The following is a 23,200-nucleotide window of genomic DNA, read 5'->3' as shown; positions in this document are numbered from 1 at the left end:
TACCGGCCCCCCGGGCACGTCCCGGTGGATGGAACGGGGTTGTCCCGACCGGTGGTTCACCGCTACGGTACCCGGCATCATGCAGACGTGGAGCCTTCTTCTCGGTGGCCGCAGCGGGGTCTGACAGACCGGCACCCCGCTGCGGGTCGCCGTGCTGCCGGTCGTCGTCCCCTCGACACCGAACCAGGGAAGGACGCCGCACCCCGTGCGCTCCACCGAATCCGCACAGAACGTCAAGCCGTTCGCCACCCTCCGGACGCCCGCCGGACCGGTCCCGGCCGACGCCCCCGCCTGGAACACCCAACGCGGGAGCGCCATGCCGTTCCACCGCTACCGCCCCGCCCACGCCCGCGTCCCGCTGCCGGCCCCGGACGCCCTGCCCGGCGGGCGCCAGTGGCCCGCCCGGCGGCTCGAACGGGCCCCGCTGTGGGTGCCGGTCGACCTGCGCGACGGCAACCAGGCGCTCGCCGAACCGATGGACCCGGCCCGCAAGCGCCGGATGTTCGACCTCTTCCTCGCGATGGGCTTCAAGGAGATCGAGGTCGGCTACCCCTCCGCCAGCCGCACCGACTTCGACTTCGTGCGCCACCTCGCCACCACCCCCGGCGCGGTGCCCGAGGACGTCACCGTGGTGGTCTTCACCGCCGCCCGCGCCGACCTGATCGACCGCACTTTCGAGTCCGTCGCGGGTCTGCCCCGGGTCGTCGTCCACCTCTACACCGCCACCGCCCCCGTCTGGCGCGACCTCGTCCTCGGCCGCGACCGCGCCCAGGTACGGGACCTGGTCACCGCCGCCGCCGAACGGATGGCCCGCCGGGCCGGCGACCACCCCGGCATCCGCTTCCAGTTCTCGCCCGAGGTCTTCAACCTGACCGAGCCGGACTACGTGCTGGAACTGTGCGACGGCCTCACCGAACTGTGGGACGCGAGCCCCGACCGGCCGGTGATCCACAACCTGCCCGCCACCGTCGAGATCGCCACCCCCAACGTCTACGCCGACCAGATCGAGTACCTGCACCGGCAGCTGGCCCGGCGCGACGCCGTCATCCTCTCCGTCCACCCGCACAACGACCGGGGCACCGGCGTCGCCTGCGCCGAACTCGCCCTGCTGGCCGGCGCCCAGCGCGTCGAGGGCTGCCTGTTCGGCAACGGCGAGCGGACCGGCAACGTCGACCTGGCGACCCTCGCGCTGAACCTCCACACCCAGGGCGTCGACCCGATGGTCGACTTCTCCGACATCGACGAGATCCGCCGCACCGTCGAGCACTGCAACCGGCTGCCCGTGCCCGAACGCCACCCCTACGCCGGCGACCTCGTCCACACCGCCTTCTCCGGCACCCACCAGGACGCCATCAAGAAGGGCCTCGCCCACCACGCCGCCACCGCCGCCCGACTCGGCGTCCCCGAGCGGCAGGCGCCCTGGGACGTCCCCTACCTGCCGATCGACCCGGCGGACCTCGGACGCGACTACGAGGCGGTGATCCGGGTCAACAGCCAGTCCGGCAAGGGCGGCATCGCCTATCTGCTTCAGACCGGGCACGGGCTGGACCTGCCGCGCCGGCTGCAGATCGAGTTCTCCCGGGTGGTCCAGGAGTCCACCGACGACAGCGGGCGCGAGATCACCGCCGACGAGCTGTACGCGCTGTTCGCCGCCACCTACCTGGACGCGGTGCCGGCGTCGGCGCGCTGGCACACCGGGGAGGCCGGCGGACGGCACCGGGCCTCGCTCGAACTCGCCGGCGCCGCGCACCGCGGCGAGGGCAACGGGCCGCTGGCCGCCGTCACGGCGGCGCTCGGCGCGGCCGGGCACGCCGTGGACATCCTGCAGTTCACCGAGCACGCCGTCCGCACCGGCCCCGACAGCGACGCCGTCGCCTACGTCGAGGCGCGGGTCGACGGGCAGGTGGTCTGGGGCGCCGGGCGGGACTCCTCGGTGCTGGCGGCCGGCGTCCGGGCGGTGCTCAGCGCCGTCGGGCGGGCCGTGCCCACCGCCGTCGGGCGGGCCGGCGCCGCGCCGGCGGCGGTGGGGCAGGATGGGGCGATGACCGACGACACGTCCCTGCCCAGCCGCAGCCGGGCGGTGGCCGACGCCCTCGCCGAGGCCGGCCTGCCCGGGGAGATCCGCGTCCTGCCCGACTCCGCCCGCACCGCCGCCGAAGCGGCCGCCGCCCTCGGCTGCGAGGTCGGCGCCATCGCCAACAGCCTGGTCTTCGTCTGCGACGGCGCGCCCCTGCTCGTCATGACCAGCGGCGCCCACCGCGTCGACACCGCCCACCTCGCGAGCGCCCTGGGCACCGGCCCGATCACCCGGGCGAGCGCCGCCCAGGTCCGCGAGGCCACCGGCCAGGCCATCGGCGGCGTCGCCCCCGTCGGCCACCCGGCCCCGCTGCGCACCGTCGTCGACACCGACCTGGCCGGCTACGACCTGCTGTGGGCCGCCGCCGGACACCCGCACACGGTGGTGCCGATGACGTACGAGGAACTGCTGAAGCTGACCGGTGGCACGCCGGCGGCGGTCGTCCCGCCGCAGGAGTAGCGGCGGGACGACCGGTGTGGTGCCGGGACGACCGGTGTGGTGCCGGGACCGCCCGCGGACGGGCGGTCCCGGTCCGGTCACCCGATGCCGAACGCGGCCGCCCAGCGGGCGGTCCCGGACGGCAGCGGGTGGCGCTCCGGATCCAGGCCGAGCGCCATCCACGCCTCGTCCGGGGCGTCGACGGTGAGCGCTATGCCGTGCGCCGAGGCCCGGCCGAAGCCGAACCGCGGGTAGTACGACGGGTGCCCGAGCAGGATCACATACCGCTCGCCCCGCGCGCGGGCGGCGTCCAGCACCGCCCGGACGGCGGCCGAGCCGGCGCCGGCGCGCTGGCGGTCCGGGTGCACCGACACCGGCCCCAGGGCGAGCGCCGGCACCTCGCCGATGAACGCGCGGGTCAGCACGACATGCCCGACGGGGGAGCCGGCCGGGTCGGCGGCGTCGGTGACGACGACCGACAGGCCGTCGAGCCACCCCTCGTCGGCGCGGAGCGCGTCGAGGATCCCGGCCTCGGCCGGCCGCCCGAACGCGGCCAGCGTCAGTTCACGGACGGCCGGGACGTCCGCGGGGGTCTCGGCGCGGGTGCGCCAGGTGGTGGGGGAGGTGGAAGCGGAAGAAGACATGGGAAACCCTTGGGAGGGGGCCCCGGAGAGCGAGGTGTCAGACCGGGACCCGGGGAGTGAGGACAGTCCGGGTGCCGCGCAGCACATGCGCAGCGGCTATCACCGTGACCACGGTCCACCTCCCCCTTCTTCCGCCGGTTCCGCCGGTTCCGCCGGTTCCGTCGGTTCCATCGACTCGGACGAGCCCGACAGGCCGTCCGGCCGGGCTCGTCGGGGACCGTAACACGCGGTCCGGACGGGGTGCGAGCGATTTTCCGCTCAGCGTCGGCGGGAGGCGCGGGCGACCAGGAGGAGGAACAGGCCGCAGGCCGTGACCAGCAGCCAGCCCGGCCGGGAGGCGGCGGTCAGGTCGGCCGGGGTGGTGCCCGCTCCCGCGAGCAGGCCGCCGGCGGCGGCGATGCCGACGGCCGAGCCGAGCTGGCGGGCCGTCGAGGTGATCGCCCCGGCCACCCCGGCGCGGTCCGCCGGCAGGCCGCCCACGGCGGTGTTGGTGATCGGGGCGTTGGCGAAGCCGAACCCGGTGCCCAGCAGCAGGAGGGCGAGCAGCAGCAGCGGCACGTCCGCCGCGCTGCCGTCGGACAGGTAGCCGCGCACCAGCAGCAGCGCCCCGCCGCCCGCCGTGAACCAGGCCGCCAGCAGCAGCGGCCGGCGCGGCCCGCCCCTGCTCACCAGCACACCCGACAGCGGCGCGCACACCGTCGCCCCGAGCGCCATCGGCAGCGAGGCCAGCCCGGCGGCCAGCGGCGTCCACCCGCGCGCGTGCTGCAACTGGAAGGTGGTGAGCAGCAGGCTCACCGTCAGCGCCACGAACACCGCCACCGCGCCCAGGACGGCCGTGCTGAACGCCGGCCGCCGGAACAGCCCGAGGTCCATCAGCGGCTCGGCCCGGCGCCGCTCGGCCACCACGAACCCGGCGGTGGCCGCCGCCGCGACCGTGTACCCGGCGAGCGCCCACGGCGAGGACCAGCCGAGCCGCGGCCCCTCGATCAGCACGGCCACCGTCGCCGACACCGCCGCGGTGAGCAGCAGCTGGCCCGGCAGGTCGAGCCGGCGGGTGCGCGGCGCGCGCGACTCCGGCACGAACAGCACGCTCAGCACCACGGCCGCCGCCACCACCGGCACGTTCACCCAGAACACCGACCGCCAGCCGAACGCCGCGACCAGCGCGCCGCCGGTCACCGGCCCGGCCGCCATGCTCAGCCCGAACACCGACGCCCACACCCCGATCGCCCGGGCCCGCTCCCGGGGGTCGGGCATGGCGTTCACCACGATCGCCAGCGCCACCGGGCTGAGCATCGAGGCGCCCACGCCCTGCACGGCGCGCGCCGCGACCAGCGTGCCCGTCGACGGCGCGAGCGCGCAGCCGAGCGAGGCGAGGCCGAAGACCAGCAGCCCGCACTGGAACACCCGCCGCCGCCCGAAGCGGTCGGCGAGCGCGCCGGAGGTGATCAGCAGGCTGGCGAGGACGACCGTGTAGGCGTCCACGATCCACTCCAGATCGCGGGTGCCCACGTGCAGGCCGCGCCCGATCGCGGGCAGGCCGACGTTGACGATCGTGGTGTCCAGGCCGACCAGGAACAGGCTCAGCGCGCAGACGGCGAGCACCGTCCAGCGGCGGCGGGCGCTGAGGAGGACGGGCGGCGGTGGTGCGGTCGCTGCGGTGGTGGTGCTGCTCATGGGGCGGGGCCCGCCTTCCGGTCGGATCGTCGTAACGGCGCGCCCATGCTGGAGCCGGGTGACGACATCGGCCCAGCGTCCTTGCCGAAACCGCAAACCGGTGGCCGGGAGGCAGAATCGGCCCCATGGACGCCGACCCCACCACGACCGACGACGTCGCCGAGACGATCGCCGCCATCGGGCCCCGGCTGCGCGCGCTGCGCCTCGCCCGCGGCCTCACCCTGGAGGCCCTCGCCACCACCACCGGCATCTCGGTGAGCACCCTCTCCCGCCTGGAGTCCGGCCACCGCCGCCCCACCCTCGACCTGCTCATCCCGCTCGCCCGCGCCCACCGCATCGCCCTGGACCACCTCATCGCCGCCCCCGCCACCGGCGACCCCCGCCTCCATCTGCGGCCCCGCCACCGCGACCCCGGCAGCGTCCTCGTCCCGCTCACCCAGTACCCCGGCCGCGTCCAGGTCTTCAAACAGGTGCTCGCCCCGCGCGAACCCAGGCTCGTCAGCCACGCCGGCTACGAGTGGCTCTACGTGCTCGCCGGCGAGCTGCGCCTGCTCGTCGGCGGCCGCGACCTCACCCTCCACCCGGGCGAGGCCGCCGAGTTCGACACCGCCGAACCCCACTGGTTCGGCCCCGCCGGACCGGACGCCGTGGAGATCCTCCACCTCTACGGCCCGCACGGCGACCAGGCCGTGCTGCGCACCGGCGCCGCCCCCGGGTAGGTGCACGGGGGCGGGAGTCAGCGGGCCGCCCGGTGGGCGGAGCGGTGGGCGGAGCGGTGGGCCGGGTGGCCGGCCAGGGCCAGCGAGACGGCTTCCAGCGCGCTGGTGAACGAGACCTCGCTCAGCACCCCCGGGGCGGCGACCTGGTCGCCGACCAGGTAGACGCCGTCGCCGCGGTCCACGGCCGGGCGGTCGCGCCAGGTGGTGCCGGGCCGGTCCACGGCGCCGGTGCGCCCGGCGGCCACCGCGGCGCGGCGCCAGAGCAGCCGCTCGGGCCAGTCCCGGAAGCCCAGGTCCAGCAGGTGCTCGGCCCGGGCCAGCCCCGACTCCCTCGACTCGTCAGGGGCCAGCGGCAGTTGGGCCTGGACCAGCTGCTCGCCGGGAGGCGCCAGGCTGTCGTCCTGGGTGCTGAAGCGCTCCGCCCAGCCGGTGCCGTCGAGGTCCGAGACGAAGAAGGCGTCGCCCCGCCGCGACCGCAGCGCCACGTCGAGCAGCAGCGTCCGGCCGCTCGCCCCGTACAGGCCCGGGTCGTCCAGCAGCCGGCGCGCCGACTCCAGGGAAGTCGCCACGACGATCGGGTTGTTGGTCGGCGGCAGCGCCCCCAGCCGTGAGCCGGTCTCGATCCGCACGCCCGACTCCCAGGCGCGGGCCGTCATCCGGTCGATCACCGACTGCCAGCCGCCCACCGGGTACACCGCCTCCGGCGGCAGGCTCGCGGCCCGGCGCAGCCGCTCCTGGGTGAACGCGGCCGACAGCAGCCCCGGGTCGTGGTGGAAGGTCGCGACGGCCGCGAAGTTGGCCGCCGCCCGGGCCGTCCGCTCACCCGCCACCTCGCTCGCCCAGCCCAGGAAGGTCCGGCCGACGGGCGCGTCCCGGCGGGCCGCCAGCCGGGACAGCGCCAACGGCGGCAGCGCGCGCGTCCGGCCGTCGAGGAGGTAGCGGGTGCGCAGCAGCGCGCCGAGCGGGATCCGGGCCAATGGCCCGACCAGCCCGCGCCGGCGCAGCCACGCCCAGTGCGGGCCGCGCCGGTAGAAGGCGTGCGGCCCCTCGTTCGCCCGGTACGGCGCCCGGGTGGTGCGCGCCCGGCCGCCGAGCCTGCGGTGCGCCTCGTGGAGCGTCACCTCGGCGCCGGCCTCGGCGGCCGCGATGGCCGCCGTCAGACCGCCGAAGCCCCCGCCGATGATGGTGATCCGCCGCCGTGCCATGGGCCCGTCCTCCGTCGCTCGTCGCTCGTTGCTCGTTGCTCGTCGCTGTCCGGCCGGTTCCGGTCGACCCGGTGGCGGACGCTGTCGAGGCTGTGAGGCTGTCGAGAGGGAGACGACGCGGCGCGCCCGGATGTGACAGCCGGTCGGGCGGGATGTCCGGGGCGGCACGGGTCCGGCGCCGCCGGCGTGTGCGGGGACGCCCGGGCGGCGCGCGTCCGGGGGCGGGCGCCGGATGGGTTCCCGTCAAGTCGGCGCGGGGTGTTTCCGCAGGTCGGTGGTGGTGTGGGGCCGCCGGGGCGGCGTACACGGGGAGGAGCGGACGGGGTGCGCGTGGCCGGATCGCGGCGGTGCGGTGGTGCGGGTACCGAACAACGGCCCGCCGCTGTCGGTCGCCGCTGCTAGACCGAAGGCTGTCGCTCGGGAGGAGGAGGCAGATATGGCAGGTGACGGCGAGTGGGTCCGGGTGCGCGCCCACGTCCGGCGCAGACCCGGTTCGGGCGGTGGCGGGAACGGTGGCGGTGCGGGGCGGCGGACCAGCGGGTGGGTGATCGCCGGGGCGCTCGCCGCCTTCTACCTCCACGGCCACTTCGTCGGCCACCGCGACGACGCCGCCGCGCCGCCGGCCCCCGCGTCCTCCGGCACGGTGGCGCCCTGATGGCGGGCCGCTTCCGCGCCCCGCGCGGACCGGTGGAGCGGCTGGCGGCGGCGCTCGTCGCCGTGGCGGCCGCGGTCGCGGTGCTCGGCGCCACCCAGGCGCTGCTGCGGTCCTGGGTGTTCCTCGCCGCCGTCGCGCTGCTCGCCCTCGCCGGCGCCGGGTGCGCCCCCGTGCTGGAGCGCACCCGCGCCGAACGGCGGGCCGGCCTGCGCCTCAGCCTCGCCGAGGTGGACGCGATGGGCGACCGGGACTTCGAGTACGCGCTGCGCGACCTGCTGGTCCGCGACGGCTGGACGGCCGACAAGGTCGGCGGGCAGGGCGACCGGGCCGCCGATGTGATCGGCCACCACCCCCGGCACGGCCGGATCGTCCTCCAGGCCAAGCACACCACCGTCGGCGCCAAGGTCGGCGTGCGGGTGATGTACCAGGTCAAGGGGACCGCCGGTCCGGTGCACGGCGCCGACGTCGCCGTGGTCGTCACCAACGGCGGCCTCACCCGCGACGCGATGGCCCGGGGCGACCGGTACGGGGTCCACTGGGTCGACCGCGCCCGCCTGGAGAGCTGGGCCGCCGCCGGCCGGCCGCTGCACCACCTGCTGCCGCTGCCGCTGCCGCGCCGCCCGCCGGGGTAGCGGTCGTGGCCCACGTCGCTTCGCGTTCCCGGGAAGTCGCGTTGCCGGAACCGGGACGGCCTGGTTCGATCGGGCGTATGGACCAGGACGCCAACCCCGAGATCGCCGCCACCCTGCGCCAGATCGGCCCCCGGCTGCGCCGGCTGCGCGAGCGCAAGGACATGTCGCTGGCCGACCTCGGCCAGGCCACCGGCATCTCCAAGAGCACGCTGTCGCGGCTGGAGTCCGAACAGCGCAAGCCCAGCCTGGAACTCCTCCTGCCCATCGCGGCCGCCCTCGCCGTCCCGCTGGACGAGATCGTCGCCGCCCCGCGCGTCCAGGACCCGCGCGTCCACCAGCACCCCGGGCGGGCCGACGGGCGCACCTTCGTCCCGCTCTCCCGCCACCGCACCGAGCCCCGGGCGTTCAAGATCACGATCCCGGAGGCCCAGCACACCCCCTCGCTCGCCACCCACACCGGCCACGAATGGCTCTACGTGCTCTCCGGCCGCCTGCGGCTGCTGCTCGGCGAGCACGATGTCGTCCTCGCCCCCGGTGAGGCGGCCGAGTTCGACTGCCAGAACCCGCACTGGTTCGGCTCCACGGGTACGGGCGACGTCGAGGTCCTCAGCCTCTTCGGCAAGCAGGGCGAACGCCTCCACCTGCGCGCCCGCTCCCGCCCGAAGGAGGCGACGTGGGGGTGAGGGGTCTGACGGGTCCGCTTCGGACGAAGCGGTGGCAGCGCGCCGCCGTGGCCGTCTGGGCGGTGCTGGTCGTGGTCGGGGGCGCCGTCACCCTGCTGCTCGGCGACGGACGGGACGACCCGGCCCCCCGCCCGCCGGCGGCGCCGGGCCCTTCGGCTCCCTCGGGTTCGGCCACAGCGTTCCTCTCCTCCCTCGTGCCCGACCCCTGCACCCGCCCCCACACGATCTGCGCCTTCGCCACCGAGGCCCCCTGAGCCGCGCCCCCTGAGCCGCGCCGGCGGAGCGGGAAGACGGCGGAGCGGGAAGTCGGCGGATCCGACTTCCCGCTCCGCCGGGCCTCGACGGCCCGGTCCTCCTCGTCCACCCGGCCGGATCTCCCGACGTGGAGCGCTATGTCACCGACTGCCGCCCCGTAGCCCGGGTCGACACCGGCCACACCGTCCCCAACGGGGAACAGCACGCCCCCATCCTCCGCTGCCCCGGCCCCCACCGCCCCTGGTCCGCCCTCCGGCCAACCCTGCGCCACTACTACTGAGCCCGGCGGGCGTGGGGCCGACTTCCCACTCCGGGGTGGCGGGCATGCTGCTCCTCCACTGCCCCGGGGCGGGCTGTGCCAGGTGGGGGGTCAGGAGGCGGCGTGGAGGGGGGTCGGGGGTGGGGTGGGGAGGCCGGCGCGGTGGGCGAGGGCGGCGGCTTCGCCTCGGGAGGCGACGTCGAGCTTGGCCAGGATGTTGGCGACGTGGAACTTCACCGTGGACTCGCTGATGTGCAGGGCGTGGGCGATCTCGCGGTTGCGGCGGCCGTGGGCGAGCTGGTCCAGGACCTCCAACTCCCGTGGGTGCAGGCCCACCAGCGGGTCGGTCGAGGTGCCCGAGCAGGCCTCCGGGGCGTGCCGGGGCAGGTCGACGGTCACCGTGGTGCCCCAGCCCGGGACGGCGTCGACCGTCAGGCGGCCCGCCAGGGCGGCGATCAGGTCGGCGGTGCGGTGGACGGCGAGCGAGTCGGCGGTCAGCAGACCCGGGCCGTCGTCCCGCACGACCGCCCGCAGGCCGTTCTCGACGAACTGCCACCGCACGTGCAGGCGGCTCAGGCCGTCCTGCTCCAGCATGGCGAGCACGGTGGAGCGGACCGCGGCGCGGGCCGTGTGCGCGGTGTCGGCGGGGACCGAGCGGTCCCCCTCGACCGGGGCCAGCAGGTCCAGGCGGACCGGGCTGTGCCGCAGCAACGGCCTGACCGTGTCGGCGAGTCGGGCGAACGCCGTGGCCGCCGGCTCCTCGCTCAGCTCCCGGTCGAGCGCGGCGGCGCCGCGCAGGTCGAGCAGCGCGGTCACGGCCAGCTCGGCGGCGTTGCGCCGGGCCGTGGCGTCGTCCAGGGCGGCGGAGCGCAGCGGCGCGAGGATCGCCGAGAGCGCGGAGGCGTGCGCGCCGCCGAGCTCGGCGATGGTGCGCGCCCGGGCGCTCGCCGAGGCGCGCGAGGCGGCGGCGTGCGTGGGCGCGGCGTCGACGGCCCGGTGGTGGGAGTGCGCGGTCAGCAGCTCCCACAGCTGCTGCAGCACCCGCAACGCCCGTTCGGGCAGCGGCGCCTGAGTGCGGCCGCCGCCCCCGTCCACCCCTGCCGCGCGGACCAGGACCAGCAGCGCGCCGTTGCTGCCGGCCGGCGCCGCCGCCACGGCGACCGCCGGGCGCGGGCGCCCGCCGAGCACCGCCTCGCCCTGCCAGGGCCGGCCGGGCGTCACCTCCTGGCCGAGCCGGGCCAGTTCGGCGCCGGTGATCGCCGCCGAGAGCTCCTCGGGACCGGTGACGCTCGCGGGGGAGTGCGTGCAGATCCCGCTCAGCTGCGCCAGCGCGAGGTGCGGGACGAGCGGGGCGAGCACCTCGGAGATCCTCGGCATGAGCCTCGACCGGGGCGTGCGCAGCACCTCGGCCGTGAGGGCCAGCGCACCCACGGGGTCGTCCCAGGACCATCCGCCGGGCCCCACTGCCCCGTCGTCGCTGTGCCCGTGCCCGTGCCCGTCCCCGTGCCTGTCCCCGTGCCCGTCTTTACCGTCGCCGCGCGGCTGCTCCACCATGCCGGCCAGCGTAGTTCGCGCCCGTTCCCCACCGGCCTGGCCGAACGGACAGGTGGAACCACCCGAACGACGGGGCGGACGGCCCGGCCTCCCGTACCAGGCTGGAGCCGTCACCGGGACGAGCCAAGTCCCCAGGAACGAACGGTGGGCATTCCCATGGGTAACACTTCGAACGCCGGCGCCCTTCCGGCCAAGGCCATCGGCTTCGCCGAGTACGGCGGCACGGACGTCCTGCGGTCGATCGAGGTCGAGGTGCCCGCGCCGGGCCCCGGCCAGGTGCGGATCGCCGTGCGCGCCGCCGGCGTCAACCCGCTCGACCACAAGGTCCGCTCCGGCGCGCTGACCGGGTTGTTCCCGGTCACCCTTCCCGCCGTCGTCGGCTACGAGGTCGCCGGCGTGGTGGAGTCCGTCGGCGCGGGTGTCACCGAGTGGCGGCCCGGCGACGAGGTGCTCGGCGCGGTGCACGGCGGCGGGTACGCGCAGTACGCGGTGGCGGAGGCGGACCGGCTGGTCCGCAAGCCGGCCGCGCTCGGCTGGGCGCGGGCCGCGGCGATCCCGGTGGCCGCCGAGACCGCCTGGCGCTCCCTCGACCTGCTGGGCGCCGAGTCCGGCCACACGCTGCTGGTGCACGGCGCGGCGGGCGGCGTCGGCACGCTGCTGCTGCAGTTCGCCCGGGCCCGGGGGATCCGGGTGATCGGCACCGCGAGCGAGACCAACCACGCGTACCTGCGCGAGCTGGGCGCCCTGCCGGTGGCGTACGGCGAGGGGCTGGCCGAGCGGGTCCGCGCCGCCGCGCCCGGGGGTGTGGACCGCGTGCTGGACGCGGCCGGGGCGGGCCTGCTGCCGCTGTCGGTCGAGCTGGCGGGTGACGCTGAGCACGTGCTGACCATCGCCGACTGGCAGGGCGCCGAGCAGCACGGGGTCCGGTTCACCGGTGGCGAGGCGACCGCGACGTACGACCGGCCGGCGCTGAACGGTGCGCTCGACCTGTTCGAGGCGGGCGATCTGACGCTCCCGCTGCACCGGGAGCTGCCGCTGGCGGAGGCGGCCGAGGCGCAGGCCGAGAGCGCGCGTGGCCACCTGCGGGGGAAGATCGTCCTGATCGTTCCCTAAGTCCGGATTGGTCTGATTTTCACTCGTTTGGAATAATCCGACGCTCGGAATCCCCGTGATCACGGGGTTCAGCCGGTCGGCCGACATGCGCTCGCCCATTCGAGTGCAGAGGGTTGACCGGGAGCGACGGGCGGCACCAGGCCGTCCGCGCGTACGAGGTCAGGAGGACCCGGATGGACAGGCGAGCGGTAGTCGGCGAATTCCTCGGAACGCTGTTGTTGGTGCTGCTGGCGGTGGGCGCTGCGGTGCTGGCCGGGGAGGCCATCGGCTCGGTGGGCATCGCCCTCGCGTTCGGCCTCGTGCTGCTCGCGCTCGCTTACGCGATCGGCCCGATCTCCGGCTGCCACGTGAACCCGGCGGTGACGCTCGGTTTCCTGCTGGCCCGCCGGATCGACGGCCGCACGGCGGTGTCGTACTGGGTGGCGCAGGTGCTCGGCGGCATCGCGGGCGCGGCGCTGGTGCTGCTGCTCGCCAAGCAGGTCCCGGGTCTGGAGACCCACGGCAAGCTCGGCACCAACGGCTGGGGTGACCGCTCGCAGGTCCACATCAACGCCGGCGGCGCCTTCCTGACCGAGGTCGTGCTGACCTTCCTGCTGGTCTACGTGGTCCTCGCGGTCACCCACCGGCTCGCCGCCACCGGCTTCGACGGGCTGCCGATCGGCATGGCCCTGGTGGTCGTGCACCTGGTGGGCATCCCGCTCACCGGTACCTCGGTGAACCCGGCGCGCAGCCTCGGCCCGGCCCTGTTCGCGGGCGGCCCGGCACTCTCGCAGCTGTGGCTGTTCCTCCTCGCCCCGCTGGTCGGCGGCGCCCTGGCGGCCGGCGTGCACCTGCTCACCCACCCGCAGCCCAACCTTCCCGCGGCCGAGGCCCTCGCCACGGACGCCCGGGCCGCGGCGTAGCAGAACCCGGGGGGTGTCCGGGGGGCGGGGGGTGTCACCGATCGGCGCCGAGCGGTTACAGTTCGGCGTCATGGAGGATGTGAAGAGCACGGCCGCCCGGGGGTCCGGTGGGCGGTTGGCCGGGAAGTCCTGTGTGGTCACCGGCGCCGCGAACGGGATCGGCCGCGCGGTCGCCGAACTCTTCGCCCGCGAGGGCGCGGCGGTGGTGGCCACCGACCTCGACGGTGACGGCCTGCGGCGGCTGGCGGAACAGCTGCCGCAGGCCGTCACCACGGTGGTCGGCGACGTGTCGAGGGACGAGGACGCCCGCCGGATGATCGCCGCCGCCGTCGAACGGCACGGCCGGCTCGACGTCCTGGTGGCCAACGCGGGGGTGATCCCGCTGCTGGAGATCACCGAGGCGGGGGCCGACGACTGGGACCGCGTGATGGCGGTCGACGGGCGGGGCATGTTCCTCACCTGCAAGTACGCCATCGAGGCGATGGCGCCGGGACGGGAGGGGACGTCCGGGGGAGCGGCCGGGGGAGCGATCGTCTGCGTCTCGTCCATCTCCGGCGTCGCAGGGCAGCGCGGCCAGGCCGTCTACGGGCCCGCCAAGTTCGTCGCCTCCGGCCTCACCAAGCACCTCGCGGTGGAGTGGGCCGACCGGGGCATCCGGGTCAACGCCGTGGCTCCCGGCACCATCACCACCGAGCGGGTCGCCCGCCTGCGGGACGAGCCCGGTGGACCCGAGTACCTCGCCGCCATCGAGCAGCTCCACCCGATGCGCCGCCTCGGCTCCCCGGCGGAAGTGGCCTCCGCCGTCCTCTTCCTCGCCTCCGACGAGGCGTCCTTCATCACCGGTGCCGTACTCCCGGTGGACGGCGGCTACCTCGCCCAGTGACGGTCAGCGGCCCCGGGGGGTCGTCGGCGCCATGGTCCCGGTGAGGGCGGAGACACCGTCCGCGCCGTGACCGGCCGCGACCGCCCGTTCGGTGAGGGCGAGGGCGGCGTCGAGCACGCCGGTGTCCAGGCCGCGGGCGCGGGCCGTGCGGGCGACGTGCGCCAGCCCGGCGGCGGCCGAGGCGACGGTGGCCCGCTCGCCCGGGTGCCGGCCCTCGTCCGCGTGGCGCGCCCAGTCCTCGATCAGCGCCGGCAGCATCCGTGGCAACCCCTGGGCGTACGGGGCGAATTCGGCGGCCGAGAGGCCCTCGGCGCGGGCCAGCGCGAGGGCGTGCAGACAGCCGTGCGCCGTCGTCCAGAACAGGTCGAGCAGCGCGGTGTCGTACGCGGCGGCCCGGCCGGGGTCGGTGCCGACATGGTTCACCGTCCCCGCGAGCGCGGCCAGTTCGGGCCGGTGCGCGCGGAACACCGCGTCCTCGCCGCTGCACACGATCACCCCGTTCGGCCCGCCGATGGTCGGGGTGGGGCTGAGGATCGCGGCGTTGAGCACCCGCGCGCCGTACCGGGCGGCCAGGTCGGCGCTGCGGCGCGCCTCGTCCGGGCCGACCGAGGTCGTGTAGACCAGTGTCCGGCCGGCCAGCGATCGGCCGGCGGCGTCGAGTACGGCCCGCGCGGCGGCGTCGTCGCGGACGCAGAGCAGGACGAGCGGGCTCGCGGCGACCGCCTCGGCGGCGCTCGCGGCCGTCCGCGCGCCGCGTTCGACGAGGTCGGCGGCCCGGTCGGGCGTGCGGTTCCACAGCGTGAGCGGGTGGCCGACGGCGAGCAGTGCGCCGGCCAGCGCCCGGCCCATCGGGCCGAGCCCGAGCACGGTAACGGGTATGGGGGAGAGAGGGGTTGAGTGGTCAGCGGGGTGCGATCGGTTCTCTGTCACGGCGGTTACGCTAGAGCTTGACGTCGACGTCAGGGTCAAGCGTCGGAGGTCAGGCTTCATGGGCGGCGGCGGGGGTGGCGGGGCGTGCGGATCGGCGAACTGGCGAAGCGGACCGGGGTGAGCCCGCGGGCCCTGCGCTACTACGAGCAGCAGGGTCTGCTCCACCCGGAGCGCCGGCCCAGCGGCTACCGCGAGTACGGCGAGCGGGACGTACGCACCGTCCACGGCATCCGCACCCTGCTCGCCGCGGGCCTCCATTCGGCGGTGATCGGCGAACTGCTGTCCGGGCTGCCCCTGCCGGGCGAGCGCCCGCCCGGACCGACCTGCCCCGAACTGCTCACCGGGCTGGCGCGCGAGCGTGCCCGGATCACCGAAACGATCCGTGAACTCACCGAGGCGCGCGGCCTGTTGGACGAGATCGCGGCCGCCGCGGCGCCGGGCGAGATGATCACCGCACCGCGTCCGGAGCCGTTCTCGGCTCGCCGGGCTCCCCGGAGAAGCTGACCTCGCCCCGGTGCAGGGCGTACACCGCCCCCGCCCCGGCCAGCGTCGGCGGGAGGCTCTGCGCGGTCAGCACCACCGTCCGGCCCGTGGCGGCGGCCGAGGACAGCAGGTGCGCGTGCAGCCGGGCGGCGACGGCCGGGGCCAGCCCGCGGTCCGGTTCGTCGAGCAGGAGCAGCCTCGGGGCGGCGGTCAACGCCCGTGCCACCGCGATCAGTTGCTGCTGTCCGCCGGAGAGCGTGCCGGCCCGCCGGGGGAGCAGCGCGGAGAGCTCGGGGAACAGTTCCAGCGCTTCGTCCGTGGCGCCGCCCCGGGGGCGGGCGCCGACGGCGAGGTGCTCGGCGACGGTGAGGGAGGGGAAGACGGCCCGCTCCGCCGGCACCAGCGCGAGCCCGAGCCGCACCCGCTGGTGCACGCCGAGCGCGGTGACGTCCCGCCCCCGCCACACCACCCGCCCGGCGGCCGGCCGCACCAGCCCCGCCAGCGCGTGCAGCACGCTCGTGCGGCCGGCCCCGTTGCGGCCGAGCAGCACGGTCACCCGCCCGGAGGGCACGGCCAGGTCCACACCGTGCAGCGCCTCCAGCGGGCCGTACCGCACCCGCACGGCCTGCAGCGCGACTTCGACGGGCATGGGGCCGGCCTCCCGGGGGTCGAGTGCGGGTTGAGGGTTGGAAGTTGGAAATCTGTCAGCTGATATCTGTTATCTGTTATCTGAAATCTGTCAGTTGTCATTTGTCAGTCGTCAGCCGTCACCTGCTCCGTCATCCGCCCCAGGCGCGGATCACCCGGGGGTCGGCCAGCACCGCCGCCGTCGGACCGGCGGCGACCACCCTGCCGTCGGCCATCGCGTAGACGGTGTCGGCGAGCTCGGCCACGAGCTCAGGGTCGTGCTCGACCACCAGCAGCGCCATGCCGTCGTCGGCCAGCCCGCGCAGGACGGTCAGCAGCCGGGCGGTCTGCGCGGTGTCCAGGCCCGCTGCCGGCTCGTCCAGCAGCAGGACGCGCGGCTCGCCGGCCAGTGCCCGCGCCAGTTCGACCAGCCGCAGCACGCCCGTGGGCTGCCCGCCGGCGGGCTCCGCCGCCACCGCGCCCAGCCCGAACAGGGCGAGCGCGCGCGCCGTCCGGCCGTCCGCCCCGCCGGACCGCTGTTCGGCGCCGACCCGCACGTTGTCCGCCACGGACAGCGTCGGGAACACGGCGATCTGCTGGAACGTGCGGGCCAGCCCGAGCCGCACCCGCTCGTGCACGGGGAGCCGGGTGACGTCCCGGCCGCCGAGCAGGACCCGCCCCGCATCGGGGTGGGCGGTCCCGGCCAGACAGTCGAACAACGTGCTCTTCCCCGCACCGTTCGGCCCGATCAAAGCCGTCACCCGCCCCGGCGCCGCGACCAGATCGACCCCCGCCACCGCCTCGATCCCCCCGTACCGCCGCACCACCCCGCGCGCGGTCAACCGGGCGGCGAGCGGGCAGGGCGGCCGGGCGGTGGAGCGGCGGAGCCGGATCATGGCTCGGCCTGCCCGGGCGCCTGTCGGCCCGGTGGGGCCGGTGGGGTGGTGGCGGGGCCGGTCGGGACGTCGCGGAGGGGTCCGGCGGCGGTCGCTGCGCTCGCCACCCCGCGTGCCGTCAGGCAGGTGGCGGGGTGGAGGCGGATCGTGGTTCGGCCTCCCCGTGGGCCTCGGCGCGGGTGGCGATCAGTGCGGGAGCCTGCCGGGGCCGCGCGGCCGGGCGTCCGGTGGGTGGGGGCGGGGTGGAGGACGGTCATGGTCCGGCCTCCCCGGGGGAGTCGGGGCGGGGCGGGTGGCGGGTGGTGATCAGTGTGCGCAACCGGCGGCCGGCCGGGGTCAGGTGGCCGGGGGGTGTGGTGGGCGGTGGGGCGGCGGCGTGGGTCAGCCGGGTGGTGGCGAGGCCGGCCAGGCCGCCGGGGAGGCGGCCGATGGCGGCCGCCAGCGCGCCGACCGCGACGGCGGACACCCCCGCCGCCGTTCCCGCGTCCAGACCGGTGATCAGGGCCGCCGCCAGGATCGCGCCCAGGGCGCTGTCGGCGCCCGCGACGACCACGGCCGCGAACCAGAGCAGCCCGAGCACCGGGTCGAACGCGGCCGCGTCGAAGGCCCGCCCGGCCATGCCCATCAGGCCGCCGCCGAGCGCCGCCAGCGCCGCCCCCGCCACGAAGGCGAACAGCTTGAGCCCGGGCACGTTCACGCCCGCCGCGGCGGCCCCGGGCTCGTGGTCGCGCATAGCGCTCAGCGCCCGGCCGGTGCGCCCGCCGTGCAGCGCCCGCACCACGGCCGCTCCCAGCCCGAGCAGCAGCAGTTCGGCGACGTAGAAGGCACGGTCGCCGGCCAGGAACGCGGGCCGGTCCAGAATCAGCCCGGTGGTGGCGTACGGCTGCTGGAAGACGAAGCGGCTCAGCGTCGTGCCGACCGCGAAGGTCACCAGTGCCAGGGCCAGGCCGCGCCGCCGGATCGCCGGCCAGCCGGTGAGCAGGCCGAGCGGCGCGGTGGCGAGTACGGCGAACAGCAGCGCGGGCGCGGCCGGCAGGGCGGGCAGGCCGGGGATCCGCCCGGACATCAGCAGCGCCGTCCCGAGTGCGCCCAGCCCCGCGTACCCGGCCTGGCCCAGCGAGATCTGCCCGCCGTAGCCGGTCACCACCACGATCGACAGCAGCACCAGCGCCAGCGCCGGTACCAGCAGCGCGCTGCGCAGGTCGTTGCCGCGGAAACCGAGCGGCAGCAGGAGCAGGACGAGGCAGACCGCCCGCGCCGCCCAAGCACCCCCACCCCCACCCCCACCCCCGCCCCCGACGCCGCCCCGGGCCCGCCCCGTCGGCGGCGGGACGGGCCGGCCGTCCGGCCACCCCCGCCCGTCGGCGAGCCCGGGGCCGGCCAGCAGCGCGGCGGCCAGCAGCGCCACCACGAACAGGTTCGCCTGCACCGCCTGCACCAGCGGCAGCAGCTGCCCGTCGGGCCGGAACCGGGTCAGCTCCGCCTGCAGAACGCCCAGCCCGAGCCCGGTCACCACCGCGACCGGGATGCTCCGCAGCCGCGCCGCCACCGCGACCGCCATCGTCTCCATGACCAGCAGCGGCAGCCCGTACGGGTCGAGCAGCAGATACGGCGCGAGCGCGATCCCGACCAGTCCGGCGGTGAACGAGCCGAACGCCCACCCGGCCGCCGATACCCGGTCCGCGTCCACCCCGGCCAGCTCCGCGAGCCGGCGGTCGTCCACCACCGCCCGCAGCCGCAGGCCGAACGGGGTGAACCGGGTGCTCGCCCCGACCGCCAGGGCGAGCACCAGGATCGCGCCCAGCTGCGCCACCGTGTCCGGGCGCAGCGTGTGCCCGCCGGGCAGCGTGATCGGCTCCCCGCCGAGCGGGGACGGCGCACCGCCCACCGGCGCGGCGCCCCACACCAGCACCACCACCCCGATGAGCAGCACGAACACACCGAGCCCGGCCACCATCGTCTCGGCCGGTCCGGCGCCGCGCCGTTGCAGCGGCCGGTACACCAGCACGTCCAGCAGCACCCCGAGGGCGGGCGCCACCAGCAGCAGGCAGCAGGCCACGGCCGGCCAGACCGGCCAGTCCCGTTCCACGACCAGGTCGCGCAGCAGGTAGGCGACGAGCATCGCCTGCGCGCCCTGGGCGAGGTTGAGCACGCCGGTGGCGCGGTGACAGACGACCAGGCCGATGCCGCTGAGCGCGGCGGCGCTGCCGACGGTCAGGCCGGCGAGTGCGAGGTCGACGGTGAGGCCCGTCGAGTCGAGGCCGGTCGAGCCGAGGCCGGTCGAGGCGAGGTCCGCCGTCGCGAGGCAGGCCGATGTCAGGACGTCCATCGGGCCGCCGCCTCAGCCGGTCGGCGGGCGCGGATCGCCCGGACGGGTGGTCGTGGGCCCGGCGGGAGGCCCGTCGGCCGGCCCCGGGTCGCAGAGCCGGCAGGGCGTGAGCCCCCGCCCCCGGACGGCGGAGGCGTCGACCGGGGCGGCGGTGGGTTTGCCCGCGACCAGCGGGCAGTCCGGGCGGTGGTAGAGCGTGCCGCCGGGCACGGCCAGCGGGGGGCCGGTGGCGCCGCTCTCCGGGGGCGTGACGGGCTCGCCGGGGTCGACGAGCAGGGCGTACAGCTGCTCGATCCGGCGGTCCGTGGTCGTGGCCGTGGTCGTGGCCGCGGGAGCGACCCCGGACCCGGACCCGGCCCCGGCCGGCGGCGACGGTCCGGCGCGGGCACGGCCGGACGGGCGCAGCGCGACCAGCACGACGCCCGCCACGATCAGCGCCGCGCCCGGGACCGTCGCCGAGGCCAGGTACGGGATCTGCTGCTCGACGAAGTGCTCGCCCGACACCCCGTACCAGCCCAGCACGCACAGCACCGCGCCCACGGCGACCAGCGCCCATCCGGCCCATCCGCCGCTCTCCCGCGCAGACCGCACCGCACGGGCCGCCGCGGCCTTCGAGCGGTGCGCGGCGCTCTGCCGCCCGGATTGCGATTCGTCCATGGATCCGCCTTGATGGTGTCACTTGTGACGTTTCCAGGATCGGCCTGGAACAGCATCCGGAGCGGGGCCGGGCCCCGTCCGTCCGGCCGTCGAGAGGAAGACCATGCACGTGAGGCAGAGCGGCACCCGGCGGCCCGGCACCTGGCGGCCCGGCGGCCCGGTCCTGCGGTCGGCGGGCGTCCTGCTCGCGCTGCTGCTGGCGGGCACGGTGGCGGCGTGCGGCAGCAACGGCGAGTCGAAGTCCTCGACGGCGAGCCCCTCGCCGCCCGCCACCGCCACGGCGACCGGCACCGCGACGGAGACCGCCACGGCCACCGGGACCGCCACCGGGAGCCCCACCGCCACCGCCACGGTCACGGGGACCGCGAGCCCGGGGGCGACCGCGCCCGCCGATCCGGCGGCGGCCACCACCGCGATCACCAACAACTGGCAGAAGTTCTTCGACCCGACCACCCCGATCCCCGAGAAGGCCTCACTGCTCCAGAACGGTGACGTGCTGCTGCCCGTCCTGGAGGGCTTCGCCCAGGACCCGCGGATCGGCCAGGTGAAGGCCAGGGTGACGAACGTGGAGTTCACCTCCGCGACCGGGGCCACCGTCACCTATGAGCTGTCCCTCCAGGGCAGCGTGGTCGAGCCGGCCGCGACCGGCCAGGCGGTGCTGGAGAACGGCACCTGGAAGGTCTCCCGCTCGACCCTCTGTGGTCTGCTGGCCCAGGCCGCCGGCGCCACCGGCACCCCGATCCCCGGATGCAGCTGACCCCTGCCCCACGGCGACGCGCCGCCCCGGCCCGCGCCCTCGCCCCCGTCCGCACGCCGCTCCTCGCCCGCGTCCTTCCCCGCGTCCTCGCGCCCGTCCTCGCGCCCGTCCTCGCACTGGTGCTCGCCGGGGCGGCCGGCTGCGGGACGCGCCTGCCGCCCGGTGCCTTCGGCGCCCGCCCCACCACGGCGGGCGCCACCGGGACCGGCGGTGGCAACGGCAACCCGGCCTCCGACACCGGCGTCACCCCCGACGAGATCCGGATCGGCATCGTCACCTCGCTCACCAGCCCGGTCGGCAGCGAGGTGTTCAGCGGACCGCGCTACGGCGCCCAGGCCTTCTTCCGGTCCCTCAACGACCACGGCGGCCTGCACGGCCGCACCGTCAAGCTCGTCACCTGCGACGACGGCGGCAGCGGCATCGGCAACCAGGACTGCGTGCACCGGCTGATCGACCAGTCGCACGTCTTCGCCTTCGTCTCCGGCAGCGTCCTCGACTACGCGGGCGCCCCCTACGTGAGCGGCAAGGCGGTGCCGGACGTCGGCGGCCAGCCGATCGGCACCGCGTACGACCGCTGGCCGCACCTGTACGGCGTCTACGGCAGCAGCGCGCCGCGCGACGGGCACGCCGTCGGCTGGAACGGCACGCTCTACCAGTCCACCGAGGTGTTCCGTTTCTTCAAGCAACGGCTGGGCGCGACCAGCGCCGCCGTGGTCGCCTACAACCAGGCCGACTCCGCCCGCTACGCCGCCCAGCTGCGCGCCGGTCTGGAGGCCGAGGGCTACCGGGTGCTCATGCAGACGGTGGACTTCGCGCTGCCGAACTTCCAGGCGGTGGCCGCGGCCGTCCGGGCGGACGGCTCGCAGTTGCTGTTCGACGCCATGGACACCCGGGGCAACGCGGCGCTCTGCCGCTCCCTGGACGAGGCCGGCGTGCGCGTCACCGCCAAGGTGACCAATGTGCAGAACTGGTCGGAGACCGTCCGCACCGACTACCAGGCCTCGCCCGCCTGCCGCAACGCGCTCTGGGCGACCTCCTCCTCGCTCAACTACGAGGACGTCCGGTACCCGGCGGTGGGCGCCTTCCGCGCGGCGATGGCCCACTACTACCCGGACCGCGAGCCGCTGCTGTCGGCCTGGGAACTGGAGGGCTGGGCGGGCGCGCAGTGGCTGGCCGACGCGATGGACTCCTGCGGAGCGGAGCTCACCCGGGCCTGCGTCGAGCGGTTCATGAACCGCCCCGGGCCCTACGACGCGCACGGGCTGCTGCTGCCCGCCTCCTTCGTCCCGCAGCCCCCGCCGAGCGGGCCCACCCGGGCCTGCCTGAACGCGGCCCGCTGGCAGGACTCCGCCGAGGGCGGGCGCGGCGGCTGGGTCACCCAGGTGGAGTCCATGACCACCACCTGCTTCGACGTGCCGCAGCTGCCCTACAAGCCGTGAGCCTCCCGGCACCCGGAGGGTTCAGAGGAGGCCGGGGCCCGCGCCGAGGCGCTCGACCACGACCATGGCGGCGTCGTCGTCCAGCCGCCCGCCGACGTGCGCCAGCAGGTCGCGGCGCAGGTGGTGCAGCAGCGCGGCCGGGCGCTCGCCGGCGTGGGCGGCGGCCCGGTCGGCGACCCGCTCGGACAGCGGGTAGAACCGCCGCCCCGCGTCGCGGGCCTCGATCACGCCGTCGGTGTAGACCAGCAGCCGGTCGCCGGGCAGGAACGGGAACTCCTCCACCGCGTAAGGCCCCGGGGCCAGTTCGCCGAGGCCGAGCGGGGGCGCGGTGCGCCCGGGCTCCAGGGTGGTGACCCGGTTCCCGTGCAGGAGCAGCGGCGGCGGATGGCCGCAGTCGACCAGCCGGACCACCGCCTCGTCGTCCGGGATGTCCAGGACGAGGGCGGTGATGAAGGACTCGCCGCTGTCGTCCGCGGCGGCGGGGGGAGCGGCGGGCGCCTCGCCGAGCGGCGGTGGACTGGGCACCTGCCGCAGCAGCGGCGGGAGCCGGAGCTGCGGCTGCTCCTGGAGGTGCAGCCGCTGGGCGCGTTGCTGCTCGGCGAACTGGGCGAGGTCCCAGGCGATGCTGCCGTCGAGGTAGCCGACCAGGCCGGGCAGGTCGGCGTGCAGGTGCGCGGCGGCCCGGAAGGCGCCCAGCAGCAGCGCGGCGTCGCCGAGCGAGGACAGCCCCTTGCCCCGGACGTCGCCGATCAGCAGCCGGGTGCCGGCGGTGGTACGGGCCGCCGCGTAGAGGTCGCCGCCGACCTGCGCCTCGGCCTCGGCGGCCAGGTAGACGGAGGCGAGGTGCAGCGGGCCGATCCGGTCGGGCAGCGGGCGCAGCAGGACGCTCTGGGCCGCCTCGGAGACGGAGCGGACCTGGGCGAGTTCGCGTTCGTGGCGGTCGCGCAGCGCGCGCAGGGCGACGATCAGGGCCGAGACGGCGACCAGGGCGCCGAGCTGGGTCTCGTGGTTGGCCGTGGTGACGCCGTCGCGCAGGATGCCGATGACGGTCAGCGCGGCGATCGCCAGGACGGCGACGACGGCGGTGGCGCGGGCGCCGGCGACGGAGGCGGTCAGGGCGGGGGCGACGATCAGCAGCGGGCCCAGGTGGATCTCCGGCGGGGACAGCACGTCGACCACCGTGATCAGCACGATCAGCGCCAGCGGGATCGCGGTCAGCGCCCGGCGGTCGGGCCGCCAGGAGCGACGGCGGTCGCGGGAACGCCGGTCGTCGGGGTGCCCCGGGCGGGTTTGTCGCTCCCGGGGAGGCTGCCGAGGTGGCACCCCTCCTCTGTACACCGTCCGGGCGGTCCGCCGCACCCGGAGGCCGGTCCGGGCCTCCGGGTG

The 23,200-nt window shown here is 76.3% G+C and carries 22 protein-coding genes and 1 pseudogene; 13 read left to right on the top strand and 10 right to left on the bottom strand.

Annotated features, from left to right (window positions below; translation table 11 throughout):
- Positions 1 to 316 precede the first annotated feature (316 nt).
- Both ABTX81_RS12400 and ABTX81_RS12395 read left to right on the top strand, forming a co-directional pair.
- Positions 317 to 1,984 (top strand): annotated as a pseudogene (locus tag ABTX81_RS12400) (2-isopropylmalate synthase); the annotation flags it as partial.
- Between the two features lie 57 nt (positions 1,985 to 2,041).
- Entirely contained in the window at positions 2,042 to 2,536 is a 495-nt protein-coding gene (locus tag ABTX81_RS12395) for a YbaK/EbsC family protein (RefSeq protein WP_350543712.1), read from the top strand.
- 77 nt (positions 2,537 to 2,613) lie between these two features.
- Here the strand turns inward: ABTX81_RS12395 and ABTX81_RS12390 are convergent, their stop codons facing one another.
- Both ABTX81_RS12390 and ABTX81_RS12385 read right to left on the bottom strand, forming a co-directional pair.
- Positions 2,614 to 3,159, bottom strand: coding sequence for a GNAT family N-acetyltransferase (locus ABTX81_RS12390; protein WP_350543586.1), 546 nt, complete (start codon positions 3,157 to 3,159; stop codon positions 2,614 to 2,616).
- A gap of 258 nt (positions 3,160 to 3,417) precedes the next feature.
- Positions 3,418 to 4,836: an MFS transporter gene (locus tag ABTX81_RS12385; RefSeq protein WP_350543585.1), complete on the bottom strand. Its 1,419-nt coding sequence runs from the start codon at positions 4,834 to 4,836 to the stop codon at positions 3,418 to 3,420.
- 125 nt (positions 4,837 to 4,961) lie between these two features.
- Here ABTX81_RS12385 and ABTX81_RS12380 point away from each other — a divergent pair, with 125 nt between their 5' ends.
- Entirely contained in the window at positions 4,962 to 5,555 is a 594-nt protein-coding gene (locus ABTX81_RS12380; RefSeq protein WP_350543584.1) for a helix-turn-helix domain-containing protein, read from the top strand.
- Between the two features lie 17 nt (positions 5,556 to 5,572).
- Here the strand turns inward: ABTX81_RS12380 and ABTX81_RS12375 are convergent, their stop codons facing one another.
- Complete coding sequence (locus tag ABTX81_RS12375) at positions 5,573 to 6,892, bottom strand: NAD(P)-binding protein (RefSeq protein ID WP_502892763.1); 1,320 nt, start codon at positions 6,890 to 6,892, stop codon at positions 5,573 to 5,575.
- A gap of 304 nt (positions 6,893 to 7,196) precedes the next feature.
- Between ABTX81_RS12375 and ABTX81_RS12370 the strand changes: the two genes are divergently transcribed.
- The 4 genes from ABTX81_RS12370 (at position 7,197) to ABTX81_RS12355 (ending at position 8,984) form a co-directional block, all read left to right on the top strand.
- The gene (locus tag ABTX81_RS12370) at positions 7,197 to 7,415 is read left to right on the top strand and encodes a hypothetical protein (protein WP_350543580.1); all 219 of its coding nucleotides are present in this window, start codon (positions 7,197 to 7,199) and stop codon (positions 7,413 to 7,415) included.
- Positions 7,415 to 8,047: a restriction endonuclease gene (locus ABTX81_RS12365; protein ID WP_350543578.1), complete on the top strand. Its 633-nt coding sequence runs from the start codon at positions 7,415 to 7,417 to the stop codon at positions 8,045 to 8,047. The genes ABTX81_RS12370 and ABTX81_RS12365 overlap by 1 nt, the downstream gene beginning before the upstream one ends.
- Positions 8,048 to 8,124: 77 nt before the next feature.
- Complete coding sequence (locus tag ABTX81_RS12360; RefSeq protein ID WP_350543577.1) at positions 8,125 to 8,730, top strand: helix-turn-helix domain-containing protein; 606 nt, start codon at positions 8,125 to 8,127, stop codon at positions 8,728 to 8,730.
- Entirely contained in the window at positions 8,727 to 8,984 is a 258-nt protein-coding gene (locus tag ABTX81_RS12355) for a hypothetical protein (RefSeq protein ID WP_350543575.1), read from the top strand. The genes ABTX81_RS12360 and ABTX81_RS12355 overlap by 4 nt, the downstream gene beginning before the upstream one ends.
- 371 nt (positions 8,985 to 9,355) lie before the next feature.
- Here ABTX81_RS12355 and ABTX81_RS12350 read toward each other — a convergent pair whose 3' ends face one another.
- On the bottom strand, positions 9,356 to 10,675 hold the full coding sequence (locus ABTX81_RS12350; protein WP_350543573.1) for a helix-turn-helix transcriptional regulator: 1,320 nt from the start codon (positions 10,673 to 10,675) through the stop codon (positions 9,356 to 9,358).
- Positions 10,676 to 10,954: 279 nt separating this feature from the next.
- Here ABTX81_RS12350 and ABTX81_RS12345 point away from each other — a divergent pair, with 279 nt between their 5' ends.
- From ABTX81_RS12345 to ABTX81_RS12335, 3 genes are all read left to right on the top strand, one after another.
- Positions 10,955 to 11,911 (top strand): NADP-dependent oxidoreductase, encoded by a 957-nt coding sequence (locus ABTX81_RS12345; protein WP_350543571.1) that lies wholly within the window; start codon positions 10,955 to 10,957, stop codon positions 11,909 to 11,911.
- Positions 11,912 to 12,084: 173 nt separating this feature from the next.
- Positions 12,085 to 12,813 carry an MIP family channel protein gene (locus ABTX81_RS12340; protein ID WP_350543569.1) on the top strand — a complete coding sequence of 243 codons (729 nt, stop codon included), beginning with the start codon at positions 12,085 to 12,087 and terminating at the stop codon, positions 12,811 to 12,813.
- A gap of 70 nt (positions 12,814 to 12,883) precedes the next feature.
- Complete coding sequence (locus tag ABTX81_RS12335) at positions 12,884 to 13,696, top strand: SDR family NAD(P)-dependent oxidoreductase (protein WP_350543567.1); 813 nt, start codon at positions 12,884 to 12,886, stop codon at positions 13,694 to 13,696.
- A gap of 3 nt (positions 13,697 to 13,699) precedes the next feature.
- Here ABTX81_RS12335 and ABTX81_RS12330 read toward each other — a convergent pair whose 3' ends face one another.
- Positions 13,700 to 14,563: an NAD(P)-dependent oxidoreductase gene (locus ABTX81_RS12330; protein ID WP_350543565.1), complete on the bottom strand. Its 864-nt coding sequence runs from the start codon at positions 14,561 to 14,563 to the stop codon at positions 13,700 to 13,702.
- Positions 14,564 to 14,710: 147 nt separating this feature from the next.
- On the opposite strand from ABTX81_RS12330, the gene ABTX81_RS12325 reads away from it, so the two are divergent.
- Complete coding sequence (locus ABTX81_RS12325) at positions 14,711 to 15,130, top strand: MerR family transcriptional regulator (RefSeq protein ID WP_350543563.1); 420 nt, start codon at positions 14,711 to 14,713, stop codon at positions 15,128 to 15,130.
- Here ABTX81_RS12325 and ABTX81_RS12320 read toward each other — a convergent pair.
- The 4 genes from ABTX81_RS12320 to ABTX81_RS12310 form a co-directional block, all read right to left on the bottom strand.
- Positions 15,075 to 15,758, bottom strand: coding sequence for an ABC transporter ATP-binding protein (locus tag ABTX81_RS12320; RefSeq protein WP_350543561.1), 684 nt, complete (start codon positions 15,756 to 15,758; stop codon positions 15,075 to 15,077). The genes ABTX81_RS12325 and ABTX81_RS12320 overlap by 56 nt on opposite strands.
- Positions 15,759 to 15,888: 130 nt before the next feature.
- Positions 15,889 to 16,632 (bottom strand): ABC transporter ATP-binding protein, encoded by a 744-nt coding sequence (locus tag ABTX81_RS39635; protein ID WP_502892757.1) that lies wholly within the window; start codon positions 16,630 to 16,632, stop codon positions 15,889 to 15,891.
- A gap of 253 nt (positions 16,633 to 16,885) precedes the next feature.
- A complete protein-coding gene (locus ABTX81_RS12315; RefSeq protein ID WP_502892756.1) occupies positions 16,886 to 18,961 on the bottom strand; it encodes a branched-chain amino acid ABC transporter permease in 2,076 nt (691 codons plus the stop codon).
- Between the two features lie 12 nt (positions 18,962 to 18,973).
- Positions 18,974 to 19,618, bottom strand: a complete 645-nt coding sequence (locus tag ABTX81_RS12310; RefSeq protein WP_350543559.1) for a hypothetical protein — start codon at positions 19,616 to 19,618, stop codon at positions 18,974 to 18,976.
- A 103-nt stretch (positions 19,619 to 19,721) separates the two neighbouring features.
- On the opposite strand from ABTX81_RS12310, the gene ABTX81_RS12305 reads away from it, so the two are divergent.
- Together ABTX81_RS12305 and ABTX81_RS12300 are read left to right on the top strand one after the other, a co-directional pair.
- Entirely contained in the window at positions 19,722 to 20,375 is a 654-nt protein-coding gene (locus tag ABTX81_RS12305) for an MTB12 C-terminal domain-containing protein (protein WP_350543557.1), read from the top strand.
- A complete protein-coding gene (locus ABTX81_RS12300; protein ID WP_350543555.1) occupies positions 20,366 to 21,814 on the top strand; it encodes an ABC transporter substrate-binding protein in 1,449 nt (482 codons plus the stop codon). Before ABTX81_RS12305 ends, ABTX81_RS12300 begins: the two co-directional genes overlap by 10 nt.
- A gap of 21 nt (positions 21,815 to 21,835) precedes the next feature.
- On the opposite strand, the gene ABTX81_RS12295 is transcribed toward ABTX81_RS12300, so the two are convergent.
- Positions 21,836 to 23,137, bottom strand: coding sequence for a PP2C family protein-serine/threonine phosphatase (locus ABTX81_RS12295; RefSeq protein ID WP_502892755.1), 1,302 nt, complete (start codon positions 23,135 to 23,137; stop codon positions 21,836 to 21,838).
- Positions 23,138 to 23,200: the final 63 nt, after the last annotated feature.

The sequence above is a fragment of the Kitasatospora sp. NPDC097605 genome (assembly GCF_040302725.1).
Classification (GTDB): domain Bacteria; phylum Actinomycetota; class Actinomycetes; order Streptomycetales; family Streptomycetaceae; genus Kitasatospora.
Note: the sequence above shows the minus strand (reverse complement) of the source record. Positions and strands in the feature narration are given on the sequence as shown.